Source organism: Pseudomonas lundensis, assembly GCF_002269125.1.
Lineage (GTDB): Bacteria > Pseudomonadota > Gammaproteobacteria > Pseudomonadales > Pseudomonadaceae > Aquipseudomonas > Aquipseudomonas lundensis_A.
In genome coordinates this window covers 1-24,502 of record NZ_NQKI01000006.1, presented here as the reverse complement: position 1 = coordinate 24,502, position 24,502 = coordinate 1, and the positions used below count along the sequence as shown (strand labels likewise).

The 24,502-nt window shown below is 47.8% G+C and carries 22 protein-coding genes; all 22 read left to right on the top strand.

Annotated elements, in window-relative coordinates; translation table 11 throughout:
- The first annotated feature begins 93 nt into the window (after positions 1 to 93).
- The 22 genes from CJF39_RS05590 (at position 94) to CJF39_RS05485 (ending at position 24,379) form a co-directional block, all read left to right on the top strand.
- Positions 94 to 1,464 (top strand): Wzz/FepE/Etk N-terminal domain-containing protein, encoded by a 1,371-nt coding sequence (locus CJF39_RS05590; protein ID WP_249275322.1) that lies wholly within the window; start codon positions 94 to 96, stop codon positions 1,462 to 1,464.
- 80 nt (positions 1,465 to 1,544) lie between these two features.
- Positions 1,545 to 2,996: an MBL fold metallo-hydrolase RNA specificity domain-containing protein gene (locus tag CJF39_RS05585; protein WP_094992538.1), complete on the top strand. Its 1,452-nt coding sequence runs from the start codon at positions 1,545 to 1,547 to the stop codon at positions 2,994 to 2,996.
- Between the two features lie 88 nt (positions 2,997 to 3,084).
- On the top strand, positions 3,085 to 3,600 hold the full coding sequence (gene rfaH / locus CJF39_RS05580) for a transcription/translation regulatory transformer protein RfaH (RefSeq protein ID WP_094992537.1): 516 nt from the start codon (positions 3,085 to 3,087) through the stop codon (positions 3,598 to 3,600).
- Between the two features lie 166 nt (positions 3,601 to 3,766).
- Positions 3,767 to 4,660, top strand: a complete 894-nt coding sequence (rfbA, locus tag CJF39_RS05575) for a glucose-1-phosphate thymidylyltransferase RfbA (protein WP_094992536.1) — start codon at positions 3,767 to 3,769, stop codon at positions 4,658 to 4,660.
- Complete coding sequence (gene rfbC, locus CJF39_RS05570; RefSeq protein ID WP_094992535.1) at positions 4,657 to 5,223, top strand: dTDP-4-dehydrorhamnose 3,5-epimerase; 567 nt, start codon at positions 4,657 to 4,659, stop codon at positions 5,221 to 5,223. The genes rfbA and rfbC overlap by 4 nt, the downstream gene beginning before the upstream one ends.
- A 47-nt stretch (positions 5,224 to 5,270) precedes the next feature.
- Positions 5,271 to 6,548 carry a Vi polysaccharide biosynthesis UDP-N-acetylglucosamine C-6 dehydrogenase TviB gene (gene tviB / locus CJF39_RS05565; RefSeq protein WP_094992534.1) on the top strand — a complete coding sequence of 426 codons (1,278 nt, stop codon included), beginning with the start codon at positions 5,271 to 5,273 and terminating at the stop codon, positions 6,546 to 6,548.
- A 50-nt stretch (positions 6,549 to 6,598) separates the two neighbouring features.
- Positions 6,599 to 7,636 (top strand): NAD-dependent epimerase/dehydratase family protein, encoded by a 1,038-nt coding sequence (locus CJF39_RS05560; RefSeq protein WP_094992533.1) that lies wholly within the window; start codon positions 6,599 to 6,601, stop codon positions 7,634 to 7,636.
- Positions 7,637 to 7,723: 87 nt separating this feature from the next.
- On the top strand, positions 7,724 to 9,004 hold the full coding sequence (locus CJF39_RS05555; protein ID WP_094992532.1) for a flippase: 1,281 nt from the start codon (positions 7,724 to 7,726) through the stop codon (positions 9,002 to 9,004).
- A 14-nt stretch (positions 9,005 to 9,018) separates the two neighbouring features.
- Positions 9,019 to 10,203 (top strand): O-antigen ligase family protein, encoded by a 1,185-nt coding sequence (locus CJF39_RS05550; RefSeq protein WP_141232164.1) that lies wholly within the window; start codon positions 9,019 to 9,021, stop codon positions 10,201 to 10,203.
- Positions 10,204 to 11,139 carry a glycosyltransferase family 2 protein gene (locus CJF39_RS05545; RefSeq protein ID WP_094992530.1) on the top strand — a complete coding sequence of 312 codons (936 nt, stop codon included), beginning with the start codon at positions 10,204 to 10,206 and terminating at the stop codon, positions 11,137 to 11,139.
- A 90-nt stretch (positions 11,140 to 11,229) separates the two neighbouring features.
- Positions 11,230 to 12,252, top strand: coding sequence for a glycosyltransferase family 4 protein (locus CJF39_RS05540; RefSeq protein WP_249275321.1), 1,023 nt, complete (start codon positions 11,230 to 11,232; stop codon positions 12,250 to 12,252).
- A gap of 77 nt (positions 12,253 to 12,329) precedes the next feature.
- Entirely contained in the window at positions 12,330 to 14,285 is a 1,956-nt protein-coding gene (gene asnB, locus CJF39_RS05535) for an asparagine synthase (glutamine-hydrolyzing) (protein WP_094992528.1), read from the top strand.
- A 4-nt stretch (positions 14,286 to 14,289) separates the two neighbouring features.
- A complete protein-coding gene (locus CJF39_RS05530; RefSeq protein ID WP_094992527.1) occupies positions 14,290 to 15,429 on the top strand; it encodes a glycosyltransferase family 4 protein in 1,140 nt (379 codons plus the stop codon).
- 39 nt (positions 15,430 to 15,468) lie between these two features.
- A complete protein-coding gene (locus CJF39_RS05525) occupies positions 15,469 to 16,095 on the top strand; it encodes a sugar transferase (RefSeq protein WP_094992526.1) in 627 nt (208 codons plus the stop codon).
- A 2-nt stretch (positions 16,096 to 16,097) separates the two neighbouring features.
- On the top strand, positions 16,098 to 16,304 hold the full coding sequence (locus tag CJF39_RS05520) for a phosphopantetheine-binding protein (protein WP_094992525.1): 207 nt from the start codon (positions 16,098 to 16,100) through the stop codon (positions 16,302 to 16,304).
- 163 nt (positions 16,305 to 16,467) lie between these two features.
- Positions 16,468 to 17,499 (top strand): aromatic ring-hydroxylating oxygenase subunit alpha, encoded by a 1,032-nt coding sequence (locus CJF39_RS05515; RefSeq protein ID WP_094992524.1) that lies wholly within the window; start codon positions 16,468 to 16,470, stop codon positions 17,497 to 17,499.
- Between the two features lie 48 nt (positions 17,500 to 17,547).
- Positions 17,548 to 18,630, top strand: coding sequence for a ketoacyl-ACP synthase III (locus CJF39_RS05510; protein ID WP_094992523.1), 1,083 nt, complete (start codon positions 17,548 to 17,550; stop codon positions 18,628 to 18,630).
- Entirely contained in the window at positions 18,630 to 19,388 is a 759-nt protein-coding gene (locus tag CJF39_RS05505) for an SDR family NAD(P)-dependent oxidoreductase (protein ID WP_094992522.1), read from the top strand. Before CJF39_RS05510 ends, CJF39_RS05505 begins: the two co-directional genes overlap by 1 nt.
- Positions 19,385 to 20,050, top strand: coding sequence for an acetyltransferase (locus tag CJF39_RS05500; protein ID WP_094992521.1), 666 nt, complete (start codon positions 19,385 to 19,387; stop codon positions 20,048 to 20,050). The genes CJF39_RS05505 and CJF39_RS05500 overlap by 4 nt, the downstream gene beginning before the upstream one ends.
- 5 nt (positions 20,051 to 20,055) lie before the next feature.
- The gene (locus tag CJF39_RS05495) at positions 20,056 to 21,072 is read left to right on the top strand and encodes a ketoacyl-ACP synthase III (RefSeq protein ID WP_094992520.1); all 1,017 of its coding nucleotides are present in this window, start codon (positions 20,056 to 20,058) and stop codon (positions 21,070 to 21,072) included.
- Positions 21,073 to 21,118: 46 nt separating this feature from the next.
- Positions 21,119 to 22,297 (top strand): DegT/DnrJ/EryC1/StrS family aminotransferase, encoded by a 1,179-nt coding sequence (locus CJF39_RS05490; protein ID WP_094992519.1) that lies wholly within the window; start codon positions 21,119 to 21,121, stop codon positions 22,295 to 22,297.
- Between the two features lie 84 nt (positions 22,298 to 22,381).
- Positions 22,382 to 24,379 carry a polysaccharide biosynthesis protein gene (locus tag CJF39_RS05485; RefSeq protein ID WP_094992627.1) on the top strand — a complete coding sequence of 666 codons (1,998 nt, stop codon included), beginning with the start codon at positions 22,382 to 22,384 and terminating at the stop codon, positions 24,377 to 24,379.
- The last annotated feature ends 123 nt before the right edge of the window (positions 24,380 to 24,502 follow it).

Here is a 24,502-nt window from a genome sequence, read left to right as displayed (position 1 = left end):
CTGCCTGATTGAAAATAAATATCCATTACAAGCACGCAAGAAAAATTTCTGCATGACGAGCCCGCAGTTTCTTTTTGAAGGCAGGCCTTTGTTGTGACAAGTATTTCTCGGATTTCCCGTGGTTCTTCGGTTGATGAAATTGATCTGTTTGCTTTGATCCAGGCGATCTGGAAGCAAAAGGCAATTATCATCGCGACCACTGTCGTCAGTGGACTCGTTGCACTGGGCTATGCTTACCTGGTAACGCCTGAATACCAAGTCACCAGCGTATTGCGTCCAGCAGCCATCAACGAACTTGATGCCTTAAATCGTTCTGGCGTATACACGCTCCCGCCTAATGAGGCCCTGGTCAAAGTCGGCGCGAGTCTTGAGTCGTATGATTCGCGTTTGGGGTTCTTCCGTGACAATCAGGAGCTTTTCAGCCAATTCAAGCGACCTGGGCGTACCCTTGAGCAAAGTTTTGAAGAGTTCAATCGTGACTCATTGCGCCTGATGCAACCGGATCCAAAAAAAGCAGATTCGCTGACTTCCTTTATCAGCCTTGAGCTCAACTACCCGAAAGGTGTGGATGGCGTCCAAATTCTGAACGGCTTTGTTGATTATGCGATCAATGCAGAGCGTGAGCAGATCGCTGCTGACCTCAAAGTTATCGTCAATAATCGGTTGACGGAGCTCCAAGGCAAGATCAATGCGGCGCGCTCCAGTTATGAAAATGACAAAGAGGCCCGCATTGCTGCACTTGAAGAGTCAGACAATCTCAAGCGTGCGCAATTGCAAGATGAGTTAAAAGCATTGCGCCAGCAGCTCAAAGTGCGCCGCACCGACAGAATGGCTCAGTTGACCGAAGCCATCGCTATCGCCAAATCGTTAGGTATTCAAAAGCCAACCACACCTTCGTCATTGGCCGACTCGGCGCGTTCGGGTGACACCAGTGTTATGCGAACTGAAATCAATAATCAGCAAATCCCACTCTATTTCATGGGCGTGGAAGCTTTGGAGGCTGAGCGCGCAGCGTTGCAGCAGCGCAAAACGGATGATTTCACAGAAAGTCGTATTGCTCAGATAGCCAAGGAATTGCAACTGCTGCAAAGTAACCGACAAGTTGAAGTGCTTAAGCAGCGTCAAAACGAAGATGTGTTCCTCAAAGGCGTAGAGCCACTCCGAGCAGAAGTTGTCCGGCTGGGTAATTTGAGTAACCTGGACATCTCTACGTTGAAACTGGTTTCGGTAGATCGCAAAGCGCTGGAGCCGATCTCGCCAATTAAGCCAAGGAAAGCAATCATCTTGCTGCTCGGCCTGGTGCTGGGAGGGCTTTTAGGTGTGCTTATAGCGCTTGTAAGGCACTTTGTGCTCGCCCGCGGTACGGAGTTACGAACATCAACGCCGCCGGCCTTGTCTGCAACCTTGAGCAACACGATCTCAGCTGATCAAAGCGGAAAAGTTTTGCAAAAGGATCACCCTTGAAAGGCACCAAGGTCGGGTGAAATACCTGACCTTTTTGTGGACTAATTGCCTCTTCATGGAGCTGTATCGAGAGCAAGCTTATGTCGTATCCGCAGATCATTCATCATGGCGCCATTCATGGCGTCACGGGTTCATGCCACCAATTGCAAATGACTGCTCAGCATAGTCTGCTGATTGACTATGGGTTGTTTCAAGGCGCTGAGTCTTTGGGCAATTCGGGGGAGGCGCAAAAAAACCAGGATATAAGCTTTTCTGTCGACGAGATCCAAGCGTTAATCGTAACCCACGTTCACGCGGATCATGTGGGGCGTATTCCCTTGTTGCTGGCAGCTGGCTTTAAAGGGCCGATCATCTGCATTGAGCCTTCCGCCAAGCTTTTACCACTGGTCCTGGAAGATGCCTTCCGCCTCACATTCAATCGCGATACTCGCAATGTCGAACGTTACTTACAGTGCGTACATACACAGATAATTGCTTTGCCCTTCGCAGAGTGGTACACGGTGTCTGGCACGCAAACGCTGCATGCCCGAATACGTTTGCAAAGAGCAGGGCATATCTTGGGTTCTGCCTATGTCGAATGTGAAGTGACTTATCAAGGGTCCACTCATCGCATCGTATTTTCCGGTGATCTTGGAGCGCCGTTTACACCTTTTTTGTCGCCGCCGAAGTCCCCGGAACGCGCCGATATTCTAGTACTTGAAAGCACCTATGGGGACCGGACTCACGAAGACCGAAGTACGCGGCAAACACGACTCGAATTGGCCATTGATAAGGCTTTAGCTGATCATGGAACGCTTATGATCCCTGCGTTCAGCATTGGCCGCACCCAAGAATTGCTGTACGAAATAGAAGATATACTCCATCGCAAATCTCTATCGGTACACGAGAGTCTAAACGTAGGTGAAGATTCGGCTTTACCTATGAATTGGCCCGAACTCCCTGTCATTATCGATTCGCCTTTGGCCAAGCGCTTGACGGCTGTATACCGTGAGTTACAGGCCGACTGGAATGACGCTGCGCAGCAGCGGCTTAGTGCTGCTCGCAAACCCTTGCACTTCCAACAGCTCATCACCATCGACACTCATGAGCAACATATGCAAACCGTCAACTATTTACGCCGCACCGGCCGTCCGGCGATTGTAATTGCTGCAAATGGCATGTGCTCAAATGGCCGGATTGTAAATTACCTAAAGGCCATGCTGGGTGACCCAAGGCATAACGTGCTGTTCACGGGTTATCAGGCGCAGGGAACACCTGGCGCCGCAATACAGAAATACGGGCCCCGCGGGGGGTATGTTGAGCTTGATGGTGAGCGCTGCAGTATTCGAGCAGGTATCACGACCCTTGGTGGATACTCTGCGCATGCCGATCAGGTCGATCTGCTGAACTTCGTGTCGGGGATGGCCCAGTGGCCTGAGCAAATCAGATTGGTTCATGGAGAATTACGCGCCAAACAGGCCCTTGCGCGGGAACTGTCGACGCTGTACAGCACTCGAAACCATTCACTCGACCTGCAGATACCTGTGAGCTAATCTCGCGGGCACAGAAAATAAACCAGTAGCTTGTAATGGTTCAGGCAAGCGCGAGAGCTAACTACGGAAAATGTTGAATGAATGGTCAATGGACATAACCACTGCACCCAAGCCGGGCTCAAAACAAGGTGACTGGTATCTGGTGCAATGCAAGCCGAGACAGGACGAACGCGCCGAACAAAATCTCGTGCGCCAAGGCTATAGCTGTTCACGTCCGGTCTGCCGGCGAGAACGTCTTGTGCGCGGTAAATGCCAATTTATTCAGGAGTCATTGTTCCCGGGTTACCTCTTTATTCATATGCCGGACGGTGCAAACTGGGCACCATTGCGCTCCAGTCGTGGCGTTACTCGTGTTGTGGCATTTGGTGGTCAGCCATTGCCCGTCAGCCAGAAGTTGGTGGAGCAACTGCAGGCACGCGCACAGACCTGTATTATTTCCACGTTTAATCCCGGGGATAAAGTGTCTCTCTTAGAGGAAGGGTATGCCGGTCTGGAATCAATATTCATGGCAATGGATGGTGAAGAGCGCGTCATTCTCTTGATCAATTTAATGAACCGTCAGCAACAGATCAGCATGCCCTTGGCCTCTGTCGTTAGCCGTTAAGCAGCACTCAGGTGATGAGCCTGGGCAATGATGAAACCCATAAACGTTCTCAGGAAATTGACGATCAATCCTGGGGCGGTAGCGTGTTTGTTTAAAAACAGAATTCAACCATTCACCTGAACTCGATACAGGTGCTGTACAGAATAGATAAGGAAGTGCTCTAGAGATGACTACCCTCAACCGAAAAGGCATCATTCTCGCTGGAGGTTCAGGTACGCGCTTGCACCCACTGACTCTGGGCGTGTCCAAACAGATGTTGCCGATTTACGACAAGCCCATGATCTTCTATCCATTATCAGTATTGATGCTGGCTGGCATGCGGGAAATTTTAATCATTTCCACACCTGAAGACTTGCCGTGCTTTAAGAAATTGCTGGGGGATGGAAGTCAATACGGTATCGAACTTAGTTATGCGGAACAGCCAAGCCCTGACGGGTTGGCTCAGGCATTTATCATTGGCGAAGAATTTATTGGCGAGGCTTCAGTTTGCCTCATTCTTGGCGACAACATTTTTTATGGACAGCACTTCTCAGATAATTTGCGTTCAGCGATGAACCAGGGCTCTGGGGCCACAGTGTTTGGTTATCACGTATCTGACCCGGAGCGCTTTGGCGTTGTGGAGTTTGACAGTACGGGTAGAGCGCTGAGCATCGAAGAGAAACCGTCAGTGCCGAAATCAAATTACGCAGTGACGGGGTTGTATTTTTACGACAATAAAGTGGTTGAGATAGCTAAAAATATCAAACCTTCCCCGCGGGGCGAGCTCGAAATTACTGATGTCAATAAAGCGTATCTTGAACAAAAAAGCTTGACCGTCGAGATGTTAGGCCGTGGATTTGCATGGCTTGATACCGGAACACATGAGTCGTTACTTGAAGCGAGCCACTTTGTTCACACCATCGAGCAACGTCAAGGCTTGAAAGTTGCTTGCCTGGAAGAAATTGCATTCAACAGTGGCTGGATACCGTTGGAAAAACTGGCTGATCAGGCAAGTAAACTGAGTAAAACCGGGTATGGTCAGTACTTGAAGAAAATCCACGATGAGAATAAAACCTCATGAAAATGGTTCCAACAGATATTCCCGAAGTCGTGATTATTGAACCCACCGTCTTCAGCGATGACCGTGGTTGGTTTATGGAAAGCTTCAATGAAAAAGGCTTCATGGAGGGGCTTAAGGGCTTGAATCTTCCGGCGCCAGAAGCCTTCGTTCAGGACAATCATTCGTGCTCAAAAAAAGGCGTACTACGAGGCCTACACTATCAAGCGTCGCCTTTTGAGCAAGGGAAATTGGTTCGCGTGGTTCAAGGCACAGCTTTTGATGTCGCGGTTGACATCCGCCCGGACTCTGCAACCTATCTTAAATGGGTCGGTGTTGAGCTGAGTAGTTCTAATCATAGAATGCTATGGATACCTACAGGTTTTGCCCATGGCTTTGTTTCTTTAGAAGACGATACTCATTTTCTGTATAAAACGACTGACTATTTTAATAAAGACTCTGAACGCTCTTTGGCGTGGAATGATGAAATGTTAAATATTCAGTGGCCTCAGTGTGAAGAGTATATTATTAGCGTTAAGGATCGCGAAGCGCCAAGCGTAATTGACGCCTTGCTGAAAACATATTGAGCGACTGTGAGTTTTTGTCTGCCGACCGCTATTAACTGGATTGAATTATGCATTTGCTAGAAAATTTGAAACTTGCTGTCATTGGCTTGGGTTATGTCGGCTTACCGTTGGCAGTGGAGTTTGGCAAGCAACAATCAGTTGTAGGTTTTGACATAAACCAGCAGCGGATTAACGCCTTGTCTTCTGGCCATGACTCGACACTTGAAGTCTCGGACGAAGAGCTTAAAGAAGCTACATTTTTAAAGTTTAGTGCTGATGTGTCAACATTGGCCGCTTGCAACACCTACATTGTTACGGTTCCAACGCCGATTGATCAATACAATCAACCTGATTTGACACCCTTGATCAAAGCTTCCGAGAGCATTGGGAAAGTGCTTAAAAGAGGCGATATTGTTATTTATGAGTCCACCGTGTACCCAGGCGCAACGGAAGAAGAATGCGTACCTGTACTCGAGAAGTACTCTGGCTTGGTATTCAATGTCGATTTTTATGCAGGTTACAGCCCTGAGCGTATCAATCCGGGGGACAAAGAGCACCGAGTGACAACGATTAAGAAAGTCACTTCTGGATCGACTCCCGATGTGGCTGACTTGGTGGACGCGCTCTATAATAAAATTATTGTGGCTGGCACGCACAAAGCGAGCAGCATCAAAGTAGCGGAAGCTGCCAAGGTCATTGAGAATACTCAGCGCGATCTCAATATCGCTTTAATCAATGAACTGTCCATTATTTTCAATAAGTTAGGTATCGATACCGAATCAGTATTGGAGGCAGCGGGCACAAAATGGAATTTTCTGCCTTTTCGACCGGGCCTAGTAGGTGGCCATTGTATTGGTGTTGATCCTTACTATTTGACACATAAAGCTCAATCTATTGGTTATCACCCTGAAATAATCCTGGCCGGTCGTCGCTTAAATGACGGGATGGGCGCCTATGTCGTTTCTCAACTAATTAAGGCAATGCTTAAACAGCGTATTCACGTGGATGGCGCACGTGTTTTGGTTATGGGTTTGGCATTTAAAGAGAATTGCCCGGATCTGCGCAATACGCGCGTAGTTGATATTGTGCGGGAGTTGGCGGAATACAATATCACTGTTGATGTCTTTGACCCTTGGGTCAGTAGTGAAGAAGCGTGTCATGAATACGGTATTGTGCCAGTCAATCAGCCCGACAAAGAGTCTTACGATGCCATAGTGGTAGCCGTGGCACACAATGAGTTTCGTTCTTTAGGGGCACAGGCTATACGCAGCTATGGAAAACCAAATCACATCCTGTATGACTTGAAATATCTTTTAAGTCGCGAAGAGTCAGATATACGTTTGTAAGCCTGTCCTGAGCGGATGCTTAGCTAATTAAACGATTTAGGTTAAATACCATGACTGCGTACGAAGATATTTTAAAGAAACTTCCTGTTGATCCCAAGACATGGTTGATCACTGGGGTGGCTGGATTCATCGGCTCTAACCTGCTAGAAAAACTGTTGTTGCTGGATCAGTTCGTTGTTGGGCTTGATAACTTTGCAACCGGTCATCCACATAACCTTGATGAGGTCAGAAGTTCAGTGTCGGCTGTCCAGTGGGCACGTTTCAAGATGATTAAGGGCGATATACGTAACTTGGAAGACTGTCGTGACGCCTGCACGGATGTGCATTACGTCTTGCATCAAGCCGCCTTAGGTTCCGTGCCTCGTTCTCTCATCGACCCCGTCACGACAAATGCAACAAACATAGACGGATTTCTGAACATGCTAGTGGCCGCCAAAGAGTCCAATGTTCAGAGCTTTACTTATGCTGCAAGTAGCTCAACCTATGGCGATCATCCGGGCTTGCCCAAAGTAGAAGATGTTATCGGGAAGCCCTTGTCGCCCTATGCAGTAACAAAGTATGTAAATGAATTATATGCAGACGTTTTCGCACGCTCCTACGGATTTAAAACAATAGGTTTGCGATATTTTAATGTTTTCGGTAAGCGTCAAGACCCGGACGGGGCATATGCGGCAGTAATTCCACGCTGGATTGCGACCATGGTCAAGAACGAACCTGTTTATATAAACGGGGATGGTACAACCAGTCGAGATTTTTGCTTTATCGAAAATACTGTTCAAGCCAATATTCTTGCTGCCACTACCTCCAATGAGTCAGCGCGCAATCAAGTCTATAACATCGCGCTGGGCGGACGAACCGACCTTAACGATTTGTTCGCTGCGATTAAATCTGGCTTGCGAGCAAACGGTGTCACGTACGGCATGGAGCCTAATTACCGGGACTTCAGAGCTGGAGATGTGCTTCATTCACAGGCCGATATAACTAAAGCAAAAACGCTTTTGGGCTACGCACCTGAACATGAGTTTTCAACGGGTATTGCGTTGGCACTACCGTGGTACTTGAACTTTTTAAAAAAGGCGAACGCCTGAAACTATGCAGGCCATGGCATACCATGGCCTGAACTGTCTGTATGGGATGAAGCTGAATTAGCGGATTCATGAAGTCGTGAGGATGTCGTGCACGTTAGAAATATATTCTGGAACCTGCTCGGACTGGGACTGCCACTGTTAATCGCCGTTGTAACCGTTCCGAATTTAATTGCCAGAATCGGAACCGAGCGTTTTGGCTTCCTTGCACTGGCCTGGGGTTTGATTGGCTATGCAGGTGCTCTAGACCTAGGGGTTGGTCGAGCAGTTACCCAACGAGTTTCCGCCATACGTGGCTATGCACAAGAAAGTGACATCCCGGACGTTATTGCCACAGCAGTCAAGATTACAGCGACGATAGGGCTGGCTGGTTTGGTGCTTATCGCTTTGGGTGGAGTATTCGGGGGATACGACTTAATATCTCGAAATACTGTCAGTAAAAATGAAGTTATTGTCTCAATTCTTCTTTTAGCCGTTGCGATTCCGATGCAAGCCATCAGTGCTACCTACCGAGGGGTAAACGAAGCCTATCTTAATTTCAAAAGCATAAGTATTCTGCGTGTGTTCCTGGGAGCTGCCAATTTCGGTGGGCCTTTTTTGGTCGCGCTATATACAGATAAGCTGTATTGGGTTGTAGCGACGCTCGTGCTCTCAAGGTCAATAGCACTTATTGCATACAGGCACTTTGCTTATAAATGTTTGCCGGAACGGCTGCTGGTTCAACCTGGCCAGTACAAGAAGGAACAAGCAAAGAAGCTCTTAGAATTTGGGGGTTGGGTAACAGTCAGTAGCATCGTAAGCCCATTTTTAGTGCAAGCGGACCGTTTTTTTGTAGGGGCTTTGATTACCGCTGCAGCTGTGACCACTTACGTTATTCCATATGAAATAACCGTGCAATCAATGATATTAGTTGGGGCGATAACAACGGTTGCCTTTCCGATGATATCGAATTTAATAAACTCCGATCCGGAGAAAGCCAAGTCAGTATTTGATAAGTGGCTTGTGCGCGTTGTAATTGTCATGTTTTGTGCAATGTGTGTATTAGCATTTATTATGCCATTTATTTTGAATCTTTGGGTGAAGGATTATGTGGCACCAGAGTCGGTGATGGTAGGGCGTATATTGTGTCTCGGTGTGTTCTTCAATGCAATTGGGGCAATGTATTACTCTTATCTTCATGCCCATGGCAGGACAAAAATAACCGCTATATTTCATGTGGTTGAATTGCCAATTTTTGTAGGGCTGCTGTATGTTTTTATTGGTGAATTCGGTGTTGTGGGTGCTGCAGTTGCATGGAGTTTGAGGGTGTGTTTGGACGCTGTTCTTCTAGCGCTAGCCTCTTGCTCTCGGCTTACAAGTAATTATTTTTAACTTTGCCTAGATGCGTGCCAATTAAAGAGAATGTAAGTGGTGAATATGTGACTATTCCTAGAGTGCCTAACTACTATATTTTTTTCACGCTAGGGATGATGTTTCTTAGTTTTAGCAGTTCACCAGACTCTGGAGGTGTGATCACTTTTGGAGTGCCTTTCTTTTTGATGTCGATTTTTTTGTTTGTTCCGGTATTTACAAAGGCAATTAACAATTTTAGTTATAATTTTTTGCTTTGGCCAACACTCTTTGTGGCTCTCATATTCACAACAAGTTTGTTAGCTGTAGCGCCTTTAGCATCAATGGTTAGAGCGGCAGCCAATTTAATAGGCTATATGTTGTTTTTGGGCTTGGTAGCTGCCTCTATAAGGCGAAAAATACCTGCGGTGTTAATTGCGCGCACATTGCTGAGTGCGGGGGCAGTGCTGGCTATATATTTCATTATTAACTTTGTTTATAAATCTTACCTGTTTGGTTTTCAAAGTGTCATTTTGGAACGCTATGTGGGTGGGGCGATGTCTTTGCCGTGGGGGGCGAGTAATACAGTCGCCCAAGTTTTACTCCTGTCTGTAGGTGCGTACCTGGTTATCGAGAAAAAAAATAAGCGGGATATACTGTTTTTATTCTTAATATGTGCTGCGATATTGTTGACTTTCTCACGATCGGTGAGTTTTTTACTTATTTGTATGCTATATATTATTGTGGGTTTTCGGTATTTTTTGAGCTTATCTATAGTTGCAGCTGTTATTTTTTTAAGTCATTCTATGGTTACCAGCAGCGGCATAGAAGGTTATGATACTTTTTTGTCTTCACGATTAAGTGTTGAGAATATGCAGAGTGGTAACGGTCGACTCGATAGCGCGCTTGAAAAATTAAATTATTTTATTGATCACCCCTTCGAACCTATCGGTTATTATTCCTCTATATATAAGTTTGCTCTTTCAGCTCATAATTATTGGGTGACAACGCTGGTTGAGCAATCAATTCTTGGTGTTCTAATATCTGTATTTCTCTTTTGTGCGGTAGGCCGAATGGCCTACCTAAGTTCACGTAAAGTATTTTACGGTTATCTGATTGTTATGATGGGGTTGATGGTAGAAGATCCTAATTTTGTTCAGCCTTATATAATAAGTTTTTGGGTGTATCTAGCGATGCTTGTTTCGCGCGGTTTAGAGCAGAAAGCTCTTAGGGTTAAGTAAATGAATAGTCAAGTAGATGTGGTTATTGTTAATTGGAATTCTGGTGTTCAGCTAAAAGAGTGCATTGCTTCGCTTGAAAAGTATGCGTCGAAAGATATTGCCAGTGTAGTTGTTGTTGATAATGGTTCTGTAGATGGGTCGATCGAAAAACTAAAAGATTTTCATCGGCTTAATGTTGATATTATTGAGGCAGGCTCTAATTTAGGTTTTGGTAAAGCGTGCAATATCGGTGCGGCTAAAGGAAATAGTCCATATATTTTGTTTCTTAATCCAGATGCTGCTGTTTATGAGGCCACAATAGTTGAAACAACTAACTATATGGCACGCAGCGAGAATCAGCGTGTTGGCGTTTGTGGTGTTCAGCTAAAAGATGACGATAACAATGTCTCTAGAAGCTGTACTCGCCTACCTACTGTGAATAGTTTTTTAGCACATGCCATAGGTTTGGATCGTTTTCTTCCTAAGCTGGGTCACTTCATGGGTGAATGGGATCATGAATCATCTCGTTCTGTAGATCATGTTATTGGTGCTTTTTATTTTATTAGACGGAATTTGTTTGAAGAGTTACAGGGGTTTGATGAGCGCTTTTTTGTATATCTCGAAGACTTAGATCTCTCGAATAGAGTGAAGGCTAAAGATTGGAGTATTAAGTTTTTGTCCAATGTACAAGCATTTCATAAAGGAGGTGGGACATCAGATCAAGTTAAGGCGTACCGCTTATTTTATTCACTTCGAAGTCGATTAATATATTCATATAAGCACTTTAGCTTTGTTGGGGCTACTTTGGTTTTTCTCGCAACGTTGTTGATTGAGCCAGTATGTCGCGTTATACAGTCAATATTGCGTGGTTCATTATCTTCCGTTAAAGAGACAATCATTGCTTATAAATATCTATTTACTTGGTTGCCTAGTTGGATTTTTAAAAGAAATACTTGATCTTATATTTTTTATGCTTCGACGACCCTTAAGGCTGTTATGAAGATACTACTCCTTTCAAAGTATTCGCGGCTAGGCGCTAGTAGCCGTTTGCGTGCACTGCAATTTATCCCTTATCTTCAACGCTGTGGTCATGTAGTGACTGTGGATTGCCTTTTCGATGAGGCGTATCTTACAATGCTTTATATGTCGAAAAAACGCTCTTTTTGGTCGATTATTAAACTTTATTTACGGCGTATTTATGTTTTGCTCAATGCGCGACGATATGATGTAGTATGGATTGAAAAGGAAGTATTGCCCTATTTTCCGGCTGTGTTTGAGTGGTTGTTCAAAAAGTTCAACATTCCATATGTCGTTGACTATGATGATGCGATATTTCATAACTATGATTTATCGCCCTATGCTCCAGTGCGAAGGTTGTTAGGCCGCAAAATAGACAGTGTAATGCTTAACGCTAGAAGTGTTGTGGCGGGCAATGAGTACCTTGCCAACAGAGCTATTCAAGCGGGTGCTCAGTCCGTTCACGTAGTGCCTACTGTTGTTGATAGTCAGCGCTATCAAGCCCATGCCTGTGCCGCGGATAAATTACTTACCGTTGGTTGGATCGGCTCGCCTTCAACAGAAAAATATGTAGTCGGCATACGTGAAGCCTTGCGTAATGTTAACAAGAGGTTCCCTTTTCATTTGGTTTTGATGGGGGCGAGCACACATGTATCGCAGGAGCTTGCTGGACTGGATGTTGAAGTGAAAGCATGGTCTGAAGACAGCGAAAACGCTTTTATTCAAGGTTTGGATGTCGGGATCATGCCATTAGTCGATGGGCCTTGGGAGAAAGGTAAGTGCGGTTACAAGCTCATTCAGTACATGGCTTGCGCTGTCCCAGTGGTTGCTACCCCCGTCGGTGTGAATGTAAAAATCGTGTCGGATAATAAGTGTGGGTTGTTGGCCGCTGATCTCCAGGAATGGGAAGCGGCGCTTAACAGTTTATTATCTGACGCTCAAAGTCGATCCGTCTTTGGTGCTGCAGGAAGAGAGGCGGTGAATAATGAGTATTGTCTGGCGGTTCAAGCCCCGCGGCTTCGTCATATACTGGAGCATGCTGCAAGTCGCTGATTGAGCAATAAGGCATGGTGATTAATTAATTCGATGTCAGTAGTTTCATCAAACACCTTCACTGAGGTAACGAATAGATGTGTGGTTTTAGTGGTGTATTCAATCATCGCGAAAGCGGTAACATAGTTGAAGCTATCCATCGAATGAATGACTCAATCACTCATCGTGGGCCTGATGATTCAGGGGTATGGGTCGATCAAAATGCCAGATTGGCACTTGGGCATCGGCGGCTTTCTGTTGTGGATTTGTCCCAGGCAGGGGCACAACCCATGCACAGTATTGATGGGCGTTATGTTATTGTTTTTAATGGTGAAATTTATAATTACAACGACCTGCGCAATCAACTTGAGTCGCAAGGCTTGGCTCCGCAATGGAAAGGGCACTCTGACACGGAAATTCTTTTAGCTTGTCTTTCTGTCTGGGGGGTTGAAACTACCGTTGAGCGAGCGGTGGGCATGTTTGCCTTTGCATTGTGGGACCGTAATGATCATGTTTTAACCCTCGTGCGTGACCGTGTAGGTGAGAAACCACTTTATTGGGGGTGGCAGGGTGACATGTTGGTATTTGGCTCAGAGCTGAAAGCAATAAAAGCCTGCCCCGGGTTTGTGGGTGACATCGATCGGGATGCACTAACGCTGTTGCTGAGGCATAACTGCATACCGGCGCCTTATAGTATTTACAAAGGGATTCAAAAACTTTGCCCTGGGCATATTATCTCTTTGCCGCTTAAGGATTTACCTGCGGCAAAGAATACATCATCAACTGCGTATTGGTCGGTCAATCAAGTTGTTGCTAAAGGCATCTCGGCCCCTTTTACCGGTTCGCCCGACCAGGCAGTGGATGCCATAGAGGGTCAGTTATCAGACAGCATTAAGCAGCAAATGATATCTGATGTACCTCTGGGTGCTTTTTTGAGCGGCGGTATTGACAGCAGTACTGTCGTTGCACTTATGCAGGCTCAAAGTACCAAGCCTGTGCGCACATTTACGATTGGCTTTGATGAATCCGGGTACGATGAGGCTGTACATGCCAAAGCGATCGCCCAACATTTAGGAACCGATCATACGGAATTGTATGTACAGCCTTCGGATGCGCTCGATGTGATTCCGAAACTAGCATCCATGTACTGCGAGCCTTTCAGTGACAGTTCTCAAATACCCACTTTTTTAGTCGCTCAGATGGCAAGAGAGCAAGTGACGGTTGCACTTAGCGGCGACGGAGGTGACGAGATATTCGGGGGCTACAACCGATATCTTACGGCAAAAAAAGTATGGTCCAGAATGCAACCTGTCCCCCATGCGGCCCGTAAACTTATTTCTCGAAGCTTGCATGCAATTTCTCCGGCTCGGCTCGACTCTCTTTTTGAACTGGTAAAACCTGTCTTGCCCAAGAGCATGCATTTGATGGGGGCTGGTGATAAAGCGCATAAGCTGGCTGATGTTTTGGCCTTGTCCGACGGACAGGCGTTTTATCATCGTCTCAACAGTCACTGGGAAGATCCTGCAAGTGTTGTTATTGGTGGTCATGAGCCCGCCACGATTTTCACAACTGTGCAAGCATGGCCAAAAACTGACTCATTCGAACACTGGATGATGGCTATGGATACTCAAACCTATATGACGGACGACATTTTGGTGAAGGTGGACCGTGCGTCCATGGCAGCCAGTTTGGAAGCCAGGGTACCCCTTCTTGACCATCGATTGATCGAGTTGGCGTGGTCAATGCCGCTTGAGTATAAAATCAGGAATGGCGAGGGAAAATGGTTATTGCGTCAAGTTTTGGATCGGCACGTGCCTAAAGCGTTAATTGATCGTCCTAAACAAGGTTTTGGAATTCCGCTTGACAGTTGGTTGAGGGGGCCGCTTCGTGGGTGGGCAGAAGCGTTACTGGACGAAAATCGGTTACGCCAAGAAGGTTACTTTCACCCCGAACCTATTCGAAAAAAATGGTTGGAGCATTTAAGTGGTCGGCGTAATTGGCAACATCATTTATGGGACATCCTTATGTTTCAATCCTGGTTAAGTGAGCAGTGAGGCTATGAAGTTTTTATTAATCGCCAGCGATGCAGATTCGTTAATCAACTTCAGAGGTGCCTTGCTTGATGCGCTTGTTGAGCAGGGTGCCGAGGTGCATGTCGCGGCTCCTGGTTTGTCTGCTAATAGCCCTGCCAGAGCACGCCTGGAGGGGAAAAACTTGCAGGTGCATGATATTGAGTTGCGCCGGGTAGGAATGAATCCGCTGGCGGATTTGAAAACGTGTTTTTCATTGTGGCGGCTAATGCGTGATATTCGACCGCAATGGGTCCTTAGCTACACCGTTAAACCAGTTATTTATGGAATGTTCGCAGCGCGTGCGGCGGGGGTGCCGAATCGCTTCGCCCTGATCACCGGTTTAGGGTACGCCTTTCAAGGGCAAGACGAAGGTGGCTTCACCCGCAAGACCATCCACTTTATTGTTAAAAGCCTCTATCGCCTTTCACTCGCCGGCAGCCACAAAGTTTTTTTTCAAAATCCGGACGATGAATCTCTTTTCAAACAACTAAAACTGGTCAATGCGACTACACCGACAGTGGCTGTTAACGGTTCTGGTGTGGATATTTCCCAGTTTTCGGTACATGACATTCCTCAACCCGTTAGCTTTTTGTTGATAGCCCGCTTATTAGGCGATAAAGGTGTGCGTGAATATGCCGCGGCTGCACGCGAAGTGAAACGTCGTTATCCGCAGGTTGTATTCAATATGGTCGGCTGGATTGACGATAACCCTGATGCGATTAACCAAGTTGAACTGGATGAATGGCAATCCAGCGGGGTTATCAATTTTATGGGCCGGTTAACCGATGTTCGACCTGCCATTATCAATTCCAGTGTCTATGTATTGCCCTCCTATAGAGAAGGCACGCCTCGCACTGTACTGGAAGCCATGGCGATGGGGCGCCCGATTATCACCACGGATGCTCCAGGTTGCCGAGAGACGGTCCAGGATGGTGTAAATGGTCTTCTGGTGCCTGTGAAAAGCGTCGAAAAACTTGCAGAAGCCATGCTTTTCTTTGTTTCGCAACCAGAGGCCATGGACGCGATGGGGGCGGCATCTCGTGAGATTGCCGAAAAAAAATATGATGTTCACAGCGTTAACAAAGTGATGCTAGAGGAAATGAAGGTGGTGAGTCGTGCTAGTTAATGTTGGGGTGGTGATCTTATGGTTAGGTGGTGTTAACTGATGCTGAAACGATCGTTCGACATCGTGTGTTCTTTTTTCGGACTATTATTGCTTTCTCCGTTGATCCTGATTCTTGCGTGGATGATCCGCCGTAAACTTGGCGGCCCTGTCCTCTTCAGGCAGTTGCGGCCAGGCAAGAATGGTGCTCCTTTTCAGATGATCAAATTTCGCACAATGCGTGAGGCTACAGACGGTAGCGGTCGACCCTTGCCAGACAGTGAGCGAATGACACCATTTGGCAGCTTTCTGCGTGCCAGCAGTCTGGATGAACTTCCGGAGCTGTGGAATGTCCTGAAAGGTGAGATGAGCCTGGTTGGACCAAGACCTTTGTTAATGCAGTACCTTCCGCTTTATACTGCCGCTCAAAATCGGCGTCATGAGGTCAGGCCAGGTGTGACGGGCTGGGCGCAAGTGAATGGTCGTAATAGCCTGAGCTGGGATGAAAAATTCAAGCTTGACGTCTGGTACGTCGATAACAGGTCATTGTGGTTGGATGTGAAAATTCTCTTCCTGACGGTGCGAAAAGTGCTCATCAAGGAAGGTATATCACAAGAGAATAATGCGACGATGGAGCCGTTTACAGGCTCGGTGGTTGAAAAAGATAAATCGTTTAGTGAGAGGCGTTAATTATGAGCAATGAAATTTTACGTTTGATTGAAGAATCGATGGAAGCTGACGAAAATACTATTGCTCTGGGTCAGGCGTTAGATTGGGATTCGATTGCCGTTGTCACGTTCATGGCGCTTGTCGATGAACGCTTGAACAAAACTATATCTGCCGATCGCCTCAATAAGTGTGAAACGGTTGATCAGGTGGTTGAACTGGTAGCTGCTTGAATAAGCACAGTTCGGGGTCCTAGTCATTTTAATGCTCAGCTGAATATTCAGTTGAGCATTTGCTTTTTTTATCGAGGGTGAATCGGTTCGTGCCTAGTGTGTTATCAGGTCTGACGGTTCAGTGAATGTATCGGTGCATTGTTCCAGGAGGGGCAGGTTTGATATGAGTGTTTTGGAATCTACAAAAATATCGGATGACTTGATACGGTCGTATTGGCATCCCATTGCGCACACATCTGAACTTGCAAATGACAGGGATTTCATCCGTTTTGATATTAAAGATTTCGAAGTTCTCGTTATTAATGATAAGGGTAATTACGTCGCCTTCGACAACCTTTGTCCTCACCGCGGTGCGAGATTTTTCACTGAGGATTATGGCAACAAGATTGTAAAGTGCTTATACCATGGTTGGAGTTACTCGCGCGGCAAGGTTAATGTTGCGGGCGTAAAAACATTCCAAGGATGCACTATCGAACATGCCGCCTTGAATGAATTTAAAATCGAAGCCTGTGGTGAGTTTCTGTTTTTTGCGATCGACCCTAAAACAACGCTGCACGCTCAATTAGGTCCTGAGATCACCGCTCTCTTGCTGAAGGTCGGCGAGGACATTGCAGAGCGCGCCGATTTTAATCGTTATGCGTTTGAGTGCGATTGGCCCATTGCCCTCGAAAATGCTCTGGAGCCTTACCATATTCCCTTGATTCATACAGAAACGCTCGCAACGCTTGAGTTGGGTGTTGGGACGAATGAGTTTTATGGCGAGAACTCTATTTGGTATTCGCCGGTTGAGAATGAGAAAGTTGCCAGGCGTCTTAGAAGCTTGAATCGTTTTTATGCGGCCACGGACGCTTTTCAAGGATACATGAGCATTTTTCTTTTTCCGTTCTCTATGATTTCTTCTACGTTCGGTTTTTCATATTCCGTACAGAATTTCTTTCCCGCGGCGTCCACAGAATCCGCTTTTTTCACCAGCCGTCTTTATCCGGTCAAAAACAGTGAGCCTCGCTACAAGGACATGACGTCAGGTTTTGTGCAGTCGAGTGCAGAAGTAAACAGAAAGATATTTGATGAAGACCACCAGATTTGCAAGCGCATCGCCAGTAAGTCATGGTCGACGTCGCCCCCTCGTTTCACCAGCACTTTGGAACAAAAGCTTCTTCACTTTCGCAAGTCTTGCGCGAAGTGGAACATCTAGTCGAATTTGATTAACTATGAATCTGCAGTGTTTGAATGGGAGAGTAGGATGACCGCCAATAATCAAGTTCGATTAGTCAAGAATGTACGTATTAAAGGTATTGCCTGTGCCCTGCCGGAAAAGGTAGAGGAGGTAACGTCCTTGTACGACTCTTTTGGCGCCGACAGTGTCAATAAAATTATTGGTAGTACCGGGGTCGAACGCCGCCATGTCGTCACGCAAGAATGCTCTTCTGATTTGTGTGTTTCTGCTGCAGAGCGTCTCATTGCAGATTTAGGCGTAGATAAAAGTTCTATCGATACCCTGATTTTTGTCTCACAGACCCACGATTACACACTTCCTGCAACCGCGTGTGTATTGCAGGAGCGTCTGGGCTTGCCTATGCAAACCGCGGCGTTTGATGTCGCGATGGGGTGCTCGGGTTATGTGTATGGGTTGTGGATGGCATCCTCCCTGTTATCTGGTGGAGGAAGCAGGCGTGCACTGTTACTGGTAGGCGATACCATCAGCAAAATAGTCTCACCTGCAGACCGTTCTGTGGCTGCTCTTTTTGGTGATGCCGGGACAGCAACGCTGCTGGACTTTGATCCCTCTGCCTCAGATATTCCGTTTGTCTTGGGGACGGATGGCCGCGGTGCACTGAATCTGGTTGTCCCGGCAGGTGGTTATAGAGACAGGAACGGTAGCTCGACACATACGGTCGAAGAAGGCGTGCGTGGGCCTTACGATCTTTACATGAACGGGGCTGAAATCTTTGCCTTCACCCTGGCTCGCGTTCCAGCATTAGTGACTGCTTTGCATGAAGCGAATGCAGCGACCGGAAAAGACATTGATAAATATGTGTTCCACCAGGCCAATCGATTTATGCTCGATCATTTGGTTAAACGAATGAAGTTGGATCGAGAGAAAGTTGTGCTGGATGTCACGGATGTAGGTAATACCAGTTGTGCATCGATTCCACTTGCCATCAGCTTGCACACAGGTAAAGCAGGTGGGAACCTCTCTGGCCGATTAATGTTGGCGGGCTTTGGTGTTGGCTACTCTTGGGCTGGCTGTATTGCTGAGTTCGATAACGTTTGGATCAGCCCTTTGACGATCACTTCAGCCTCTGATGCGGAGATTTTATCTTGATGCCTTTTAATCCTTTTTCCTTGGCAGGCAAGCATATTCTTGTCACGGGTGCGTCCTCGGGTATTGGCCGCCAAGTGGCTATATGGCTCAGCAAACAAGGGGCAAGGGTGACCTTGGCGGCGCGTGATATCGGTCGTCTTGAGCATACACTCAGCATGATGGAAGGCCTCGATCACGCAGTTGAAACCGTTGATTTCCTTGATGGTTCTGACATTTCGCAGTGGATGAAATCTGTTGCGAAAGCGTCCTCTCCCTTTGATGGGCTGGTTCATGCTGCAGGTGTGCAATTGCCAATGCCAATACGGGCAACCAGCCTCGCGCATTGGGAAAAGATTATGTCCACCAATGTGACGTCAGGCTTTTCTCTTATTAAAGCCTTCCGCCAGAAAGGTGTTTGCAATACCGACTCCAGTATCGTCCTGGTGTCTTCTGTTATGGCCAAGGCGGGCGAACCGGCATTGATGGGGTATTGCGCCAGTAAGGGCGCTGTTGAATCGATGGTGCGTGCTGCTGCAGTTGAATTAGCTCGCGAGGGGATCCGTGTCAATGCCATTGCCCCAGGCGTGGTGCAGACTGAACTGGTGGACACCCTAGAGAGTCTGGTAGGCGCTGACTCCATGAAGGCCATTGAGCAGCGCCACCCATTGGGATTCGGTAATCCGCTAGACGTTGCCTATGCTGCCAACTATTTGTTGTCTCCCGCCGCTCGCTGGGTAACGGGGACTGCGTTGGTTGTGGATGGAGGATACCTGGCATGAGCGTAACCAAAAAGCTAGTCATTATGGGTGCGGGGGGCTTTGGACGTGAGGTAAACGCTTGGCTCATTGACGCGATTAAACAGGGCATGTGCCAACCGACAATTGACGCTGTCTGGGAAATCGCCGGGTTTATTGATGACACTGCTGACTCATTAAACGCATTTCCAGGCGTTGCACCTATTTTGTCCACTATCGAGGATTATCAACCTCAACCCAACACGTATGTAGTGTGCGCAATTGCCAATCCGGTGGTCAAAAAACGCCTGACTGAAAAGTTGCTTGCAAGAGGTGTTGAGTTCTTTACGCTTATTCATCCCAGTGTTGTTATCGGCACGAATGTCGTAGTCGGTAAGGGCACAGTAATTTGCCCATTTACCGTACTTTCCACTGATCTGGAGGTGGGTGAGTTCGTGACGATTAACTCAGCGTGCACCATCGGGCATGATTCGTCGATTGCGAATTTTTGCACACTTAGCGGTCATTGCGATGTCACAGGCGGTGTCAAACTTCGCGAGGGTGCTTTTCTGGGTTCCCATGCTGTAGTTGTGCCAAATGTGATCATCGGCGAGTACGCGGTTGTCGGTGCGGGAAGTGTGGCGATTAGAAAGGTTGCCCCCGGTGTCACTGTTTTCGGTGTTCCAGCCAAGCGTATTTCGGGATAAGTAAAATGAGCCAGTTCGCTAAAATTGCAGCCATTGAGTATGTCCTTCCCGCACAAACGCTTTCGAATGAAGATTTGTCGCGTGATTTTCCGGAGTGGAACGTAGACAAAATTTTCGGTAAAACAGGCATCAATAACCGCCAGATTGTTGGTGTGGATGAGTGCGCATCTGATCTGGCTTTTCAGGCCTGCGAAAAGCTCCTGAATGCCATTGATCTTGATCGGTCAGCCATTGACTTCATCATTCTGTGCACACAAAGCCCGGATTATTTTTTGCCAGCGACGGCTTGTATTCTTCAAGACCGTTTACGTCTATCCACTCAATGTGGCGCGTTTGATTACAACCAGGGCTGTTCAGGATTTATCTATGGGCTAGGCCTGGCCAAAGGTTTAATTGAAACCGGGCAGGCTAAAAATGTTGTCCTGGTTACGGCTGAAACCTACAGTAAATATATTCACCCGGCAGATAAAAGTGTCCGCACTTTATTTGGTGATGCCGCTGCAGCGACGTTAATACAGGCCACAGAAGGCGGACCATATATTGACCGCTTCCGTTATGGGACTGATGGTGCAGGTGCTAAAAATCTGATCGTACCCATCGGCGGTGCGCGCCACCCTTCTGCATTGAATGAAGCTCCTGAGCTTTATACGGATGACAGCGGTAATGCGCGCACTGACGCTAATTTATATATGAATGGCTCCGCTATATTCGAATTTTCCATGACGCGTATTCCTCAGCTTTTTGCGTCGCTATTTGATGAGTCTTTTACCCTGGAAGAGGTGGATTTATTCGCCTTTCACCAAGCAAACAAATTCATGCTTGACTCTTTGCGTCGGCGCTTGAAGCTACCAGCGGATAAATTTATAGCTGAATTTGAGCACTGCGGAAATACCGTGTCGTCCAGTATTCCCATCGCGTTAAAAGAGTTGATGGTTAAAGGCGTTTTGACGCCGGGTAAAACTGTAGTGGGTGTGGGTTTTGGCGTGGGTTATTCGTGGGCAGGTTGCGTAATCAAATGGTAAGCCCGCAGGGCGAACTATCTACTTTCAGCGTTTTTTCGAGGTTTCCGTGCTGAATACCAAATTTTCTCCTTGGCCCTCTTTTACTGAAGAAGAGGCCAATGCTGTTCGTGATGTCATCCTGTCCAACAAGGTTAATTATTGGACAGGCCAGGAAACACGCACCTTTGAGAAGGAATTCGCTGCCTGGTCAGGTACTGAGTATGCGGTCGCACTGGCTAATGGCACGGTGGCATTGGATTTGGCCTTAAAAGCTCTGGGCATAGGCGCGGGCGACGAAGTCATCGTCACATCTCGTACTTTTCTCGCTTCGGTGTCCAGTATCGTTAATGCCGGAGCGGTTCCGGTTTTTGCGGATGTTGATCTTGACTCGCAAAATTTCACGGCGCAAACCATCAAGTCTGTCATGACACCCCGTACCAAGGCATTGATCTGTGTGCATTTGGCGGGTTGGCCCTGCGACATGGATCCGATCATGGAATTGGCCAATGAACATGGATTAAAAGTCATCGAAGACTGCGCCCAAGCGCACGGCGCCCGTTACAAGGGGCGTCCGGTTGGCTCAATAGGTCACATTGGCGCTTGGTCTTTCTGTCAGGACAAGATCATGACGACGGGAGGTGAGGGCGGTATGGTCACCACCAATGATCGTCAACTGTGGGCCGATATGTGGGCTTACAAGGATCATGGTAAGAGCTGGGAGGCGGTGTACGAACGCGAGCATGCACCGGGTTTCCGATGGCTGCATGAGAGTTTCGGGACTAACTGGCGGATGCTTGAAGTTCAAGCTGTCATAGGGCGCATACAACTGCGTCGTATGCATGAATGGCAAGCAGCCCGTATCAAAAATGCTACCCGCATTTGGGAGGCAGCCGGGCACTTGCCGGCCTTGCGCGTTCCTGTCATACCGAATGAGGATGTGCACGCGGCGTATAAGGCTTATGTGTTTATACGGCCTGAATGTCTGAAAGCAGATTGGTCGCGTGATCGCATCCTGAATGAAATTGCGGCGCGCGGGGTTCCGGCTTTCTCAGGTTCCTGCTCAGAAGTTTATTTGGAGAAAGCTTTTGATAACACGGGCTGGAGACCTTCGCAGCGTCTTGCCAATGCCAAGGAATTGGGCGAAACGAGCATGATGTTTTTGGTTCATCCAACGTTGACTGAACAAGAAATCGAGCTGACCTGCAAAGTGATGAGCGACGTCGTTCAGCAGGCTACCGAGGTTTAAAGCATCAGTTATTGAAGTAGTGTGTGGCGCAGGTTTGTATACTGCGGGCAGTATTTTGGAGCGGCATAGGTGTTCAAAGGGGTTATGGATAAAATTCGAGCGTATTTACTCAACCTCTCGCGGCGTCAAAAGCGGGTTTTGCAAGTCGTCACTGACGTTGTTTTGGTCTGGTTAGCACTGTGGCTCGCTTTTGTCGTGCGTCTGGGCGTTGACGAAATGATCAACCCCGTCTCGATGCATGCATGGTTATTCCTGTGCGCTCCAATTATCGCCATTCCCCTGTTCATACGTTTCGGTATGTACCGAGCGGTGATGCGTTATTTCGGCAACGATGCGCTTATTGCGATTATCAAAGCTGTCAGTCTATCTGCGCTGGTCCTGGCGGTTGTCGTGTATTGGTACAGCAATCACGACAACGTTGTCCCGCGCTCGATCATTTTCAACTACTGGTGGTTGAGTCTTATCATGCTCGGTGGCCTGCGCTTGGGCATGCGTCAGTATTTCCTTGGTGACTGGTTTGCCGCCGCTCAGCATGTGCCGTTTACCAGCCGTGATGACGGCCTGCCGCGTGTTGCCATTTATGGCGCCGGTGCTGCCGGTAATCAGTTGGTGGCGGCCCTGCGCATGGGGCGGGTCATGCGGCCTGTGGCGTTCATCGATGATGACGAGAGCATTGCCGATCGGGTGATTTCAGGGTTGCAGGTGTTTAAGCCCGACAATATTCAGCAAATGATTGATCGCACTGGCGCACAAGAGTTGCTGTTGGCGATTCCGTCTTCTTCCCGGGGACGACGCCGCGAGATTCTCGGCTTGCTTGAAGGGTTCCCGCTGCACGTACGCAGTGTTCCCGGCTTCATGGATTTGGCCAGTGGCCGGGTGAAGGTTGACGATATTCAGGAAGTGGATATCGCTGACTTGCTTGGCAGGGACGCAGTACCAGCCCAGGGCGAACTGCTTGAGCATTGCATCAAGGGTCAGAGCGTTCTGGTTACGGGTGCGGGCGGTTCCATCGGTTCCGAGCTCTGCCGTCAGATTCTGGCTTTGCGTCCGACCACGTTGCTGTTGTTCGAACACAGTGAGTTCAACCTTTACAGCATCTTGTCGGAGCTTGAGCAGCGGGTTAATCGAGAGTCGCTTTCGGTCAGGGTGTTGCCGATTCTGGGGTCTGTGCGCAACCAGCCGAAGTTGCTGGATGTGATGCGGACCTGGAGTGTGGATACGGTTTATCACGCGGCTGCGTATAAGCATGTGCCGATGGTTGAGCACAATATCGCTGAAGGTGTGCTCAACAATGTCATCGGAACGCTAAACACGGCTCAGGCAGCGTTGCAGGCTGGCGTCGCTAACTTTGTGTTGATCTCGACCGATAAAGCCGTACGGCCAACCAATGTGATGGGTAGCACCAAGCGTCTGGCGGAAATGACCTTGCAAGCGTTAAGCCGGGAAGTGGCTCCGGTGTTGTTCGGGGACAAGGCCAATGTCTCTCACGTCAATAAAACCCGCTTCACGATGGTGCGCTTCGGCAATGTACTGGGCTCTTCGGGGTCTGTAATTCCGTTGTTTCACAAGCAGATCAAAGCTGGCGGCCCGTTGACCGTGACACACCCGAAAATCACCCGTTACTTCATGACCATTCCCGAAGCCGCGCAGTTGGTCATTCAGGCAGGGTCCATGGGGCAGGGGGGTGATGTGTTTGTGCTGGATATGGGCGAGCCGGTACGCATCGTTGAACTGGCCGAGAAAATGATTCATTTGTCGGGCCTTAGCATCCGTTCCGATAAAAACCTGCATGGCGATATCGAGATTGAATTCACCGGCCTGCGCCCCGGTGAAAAGCTTTACGAGGAGTTGCTGATTGGTGACAACGTGGTCGCGACTCAGCACCCGATGATCATGAGTGCTAACGAAGACATGTTGTCGTGGGAAGAGTTGAAGAAACGTTTGTCCAGTTTGCTGGACGCAGTCGATAACGACGACTACACCCGTGTTCGTCAGTTGTTGCGCGATACCGTCAGCGGCTATGCGCCAGAGGGTGAAATCGTTGACTGGATCTACCAGCAGCGTCGCTCGGAACCCTCCTAGGACATACTCTGCAATTGACACATTTTTGACACTCACAAGCCATCGTCTAGGGAATCTCCGAACAAGTTTTCAAATGTGCTGAAATACGCCTGACCACCTGATCCGAGCCGCCTATGAGCCAGA

Bases quoted from the DNA above. Each gene is read 5' to 3' on its own strand.
- CJF39_RS05585 (WP_094992538.1), top strand. From the start codon at position 1,545: ATGTCGTATCCGCAGATCATTCATCATGGCGCCATTCATGGCGTCACG.
- rfaH (WP_094992537.1), top strand. From the start codon at position 3,085: ATGGACATAACCACTGCACCCAAGCCGGGCTCAAAACAAGGTGACTGG.
- rfbA (WP_094992536.1), top strand. From the start codon at position 3,767: ATGACTACCCTCAACCGAAAAGGCATCATTCTCGCTGGAGGTTCAGGT.
- rfbC (WP_094992535.1), top strand. From the start codon at position 4,657: ATGAAAATGGTTCCAACAGATATTCCCGAAGTCGTGATTATTGAACCC.
- tviB (WP_094992534.1), top strand. From the start codon at position 5,271: ATGCATTTGCTAGAAAATTTGAAACTTGCTGTCATTGGCTTGGGTTAT.
- CJF39_RS05560 (WP_094992533.1), top strand. From the start codon at position 6,599: ATGACTGCGTACGAAGATATTTTAAAGAAACTTCCTGTTGATCCCAAG.
- CJF39_RS05545 (WP_094992530.1), top strand. From the start codon at position 10,204: ATGAATAGTCAAGTAGATGTGGTTATTGTTAATTGGAATTCTGGTGTT.
- asnB (WP_094992528.1), top strand. From the start codon at position 12,330: ATGTGTGGTTTTAGTGGTGTATTCAATCATCGCGAAAGCGGTAACATA.
- CJF39_RS05530 (WP_094992527.1), top strand. From the start codon at position 14,290: ATGAAGTTTTTATTAATCGCCAGCGATGCAGATTCGTTAATCAACTTC.
- CJF39_RS05525 (WP_094992526.1), top strand. From the start codon at position 15,469: ATGCTGAAACGATCGTTCGACATCGTGTGTTCTTTTTTCGGACTATTA.
- CJF39_RS05520 (WP_094992525.1), top strand. From the start codon at position 16,098: ATGAGCAATGAAATTTTACGTTTGATTGAAGAATCGATGGAAGCTGAC.
- CJF39_RS05515 (WP_094992524.1), top strand. From the start codon at position 16,468: ATGAGTGTTTTGGAATCTACAAAAATATCGGATGACTTGATACGGTCG.
- CJF39_RS05510 (WP_094992523.1), top strand. From the start codon at position 17,548: ATGACCGCCAATAATCAAGTTCGATTAGTCAAGAATGTACGTATTAAA.
- CJF39_RS05505 (WP_094992522.1), top strand. From the start codon at position 18,630: ATGCCTTTTAATCCTTTTTCCTTGGCAGGCAAGCATATTCTTGTCACG.
- CJF39_RS05500 (WP_094992521.1), top strand. From the start codon at position 19,385: ATGAGCGTAACCAAAAAGCTAGTCATTATGGGTGCGGGGGGCTTTGGA.
- CJF39_RS05495 (WP_094992520.1), top strand. From the start codon at position 20,056: ATGAGCCAGTTCGCTAAAATTGCAGCCATTGAGTATGTCCTTCCCGCA.
- CJF39_RS05485 (WP_094992627.1), top strand. From the start codon at position 22,382: ATGGATAAAATTCGAGCGTATTTACTCAACCTCTCGCGGCGTCAAAAG.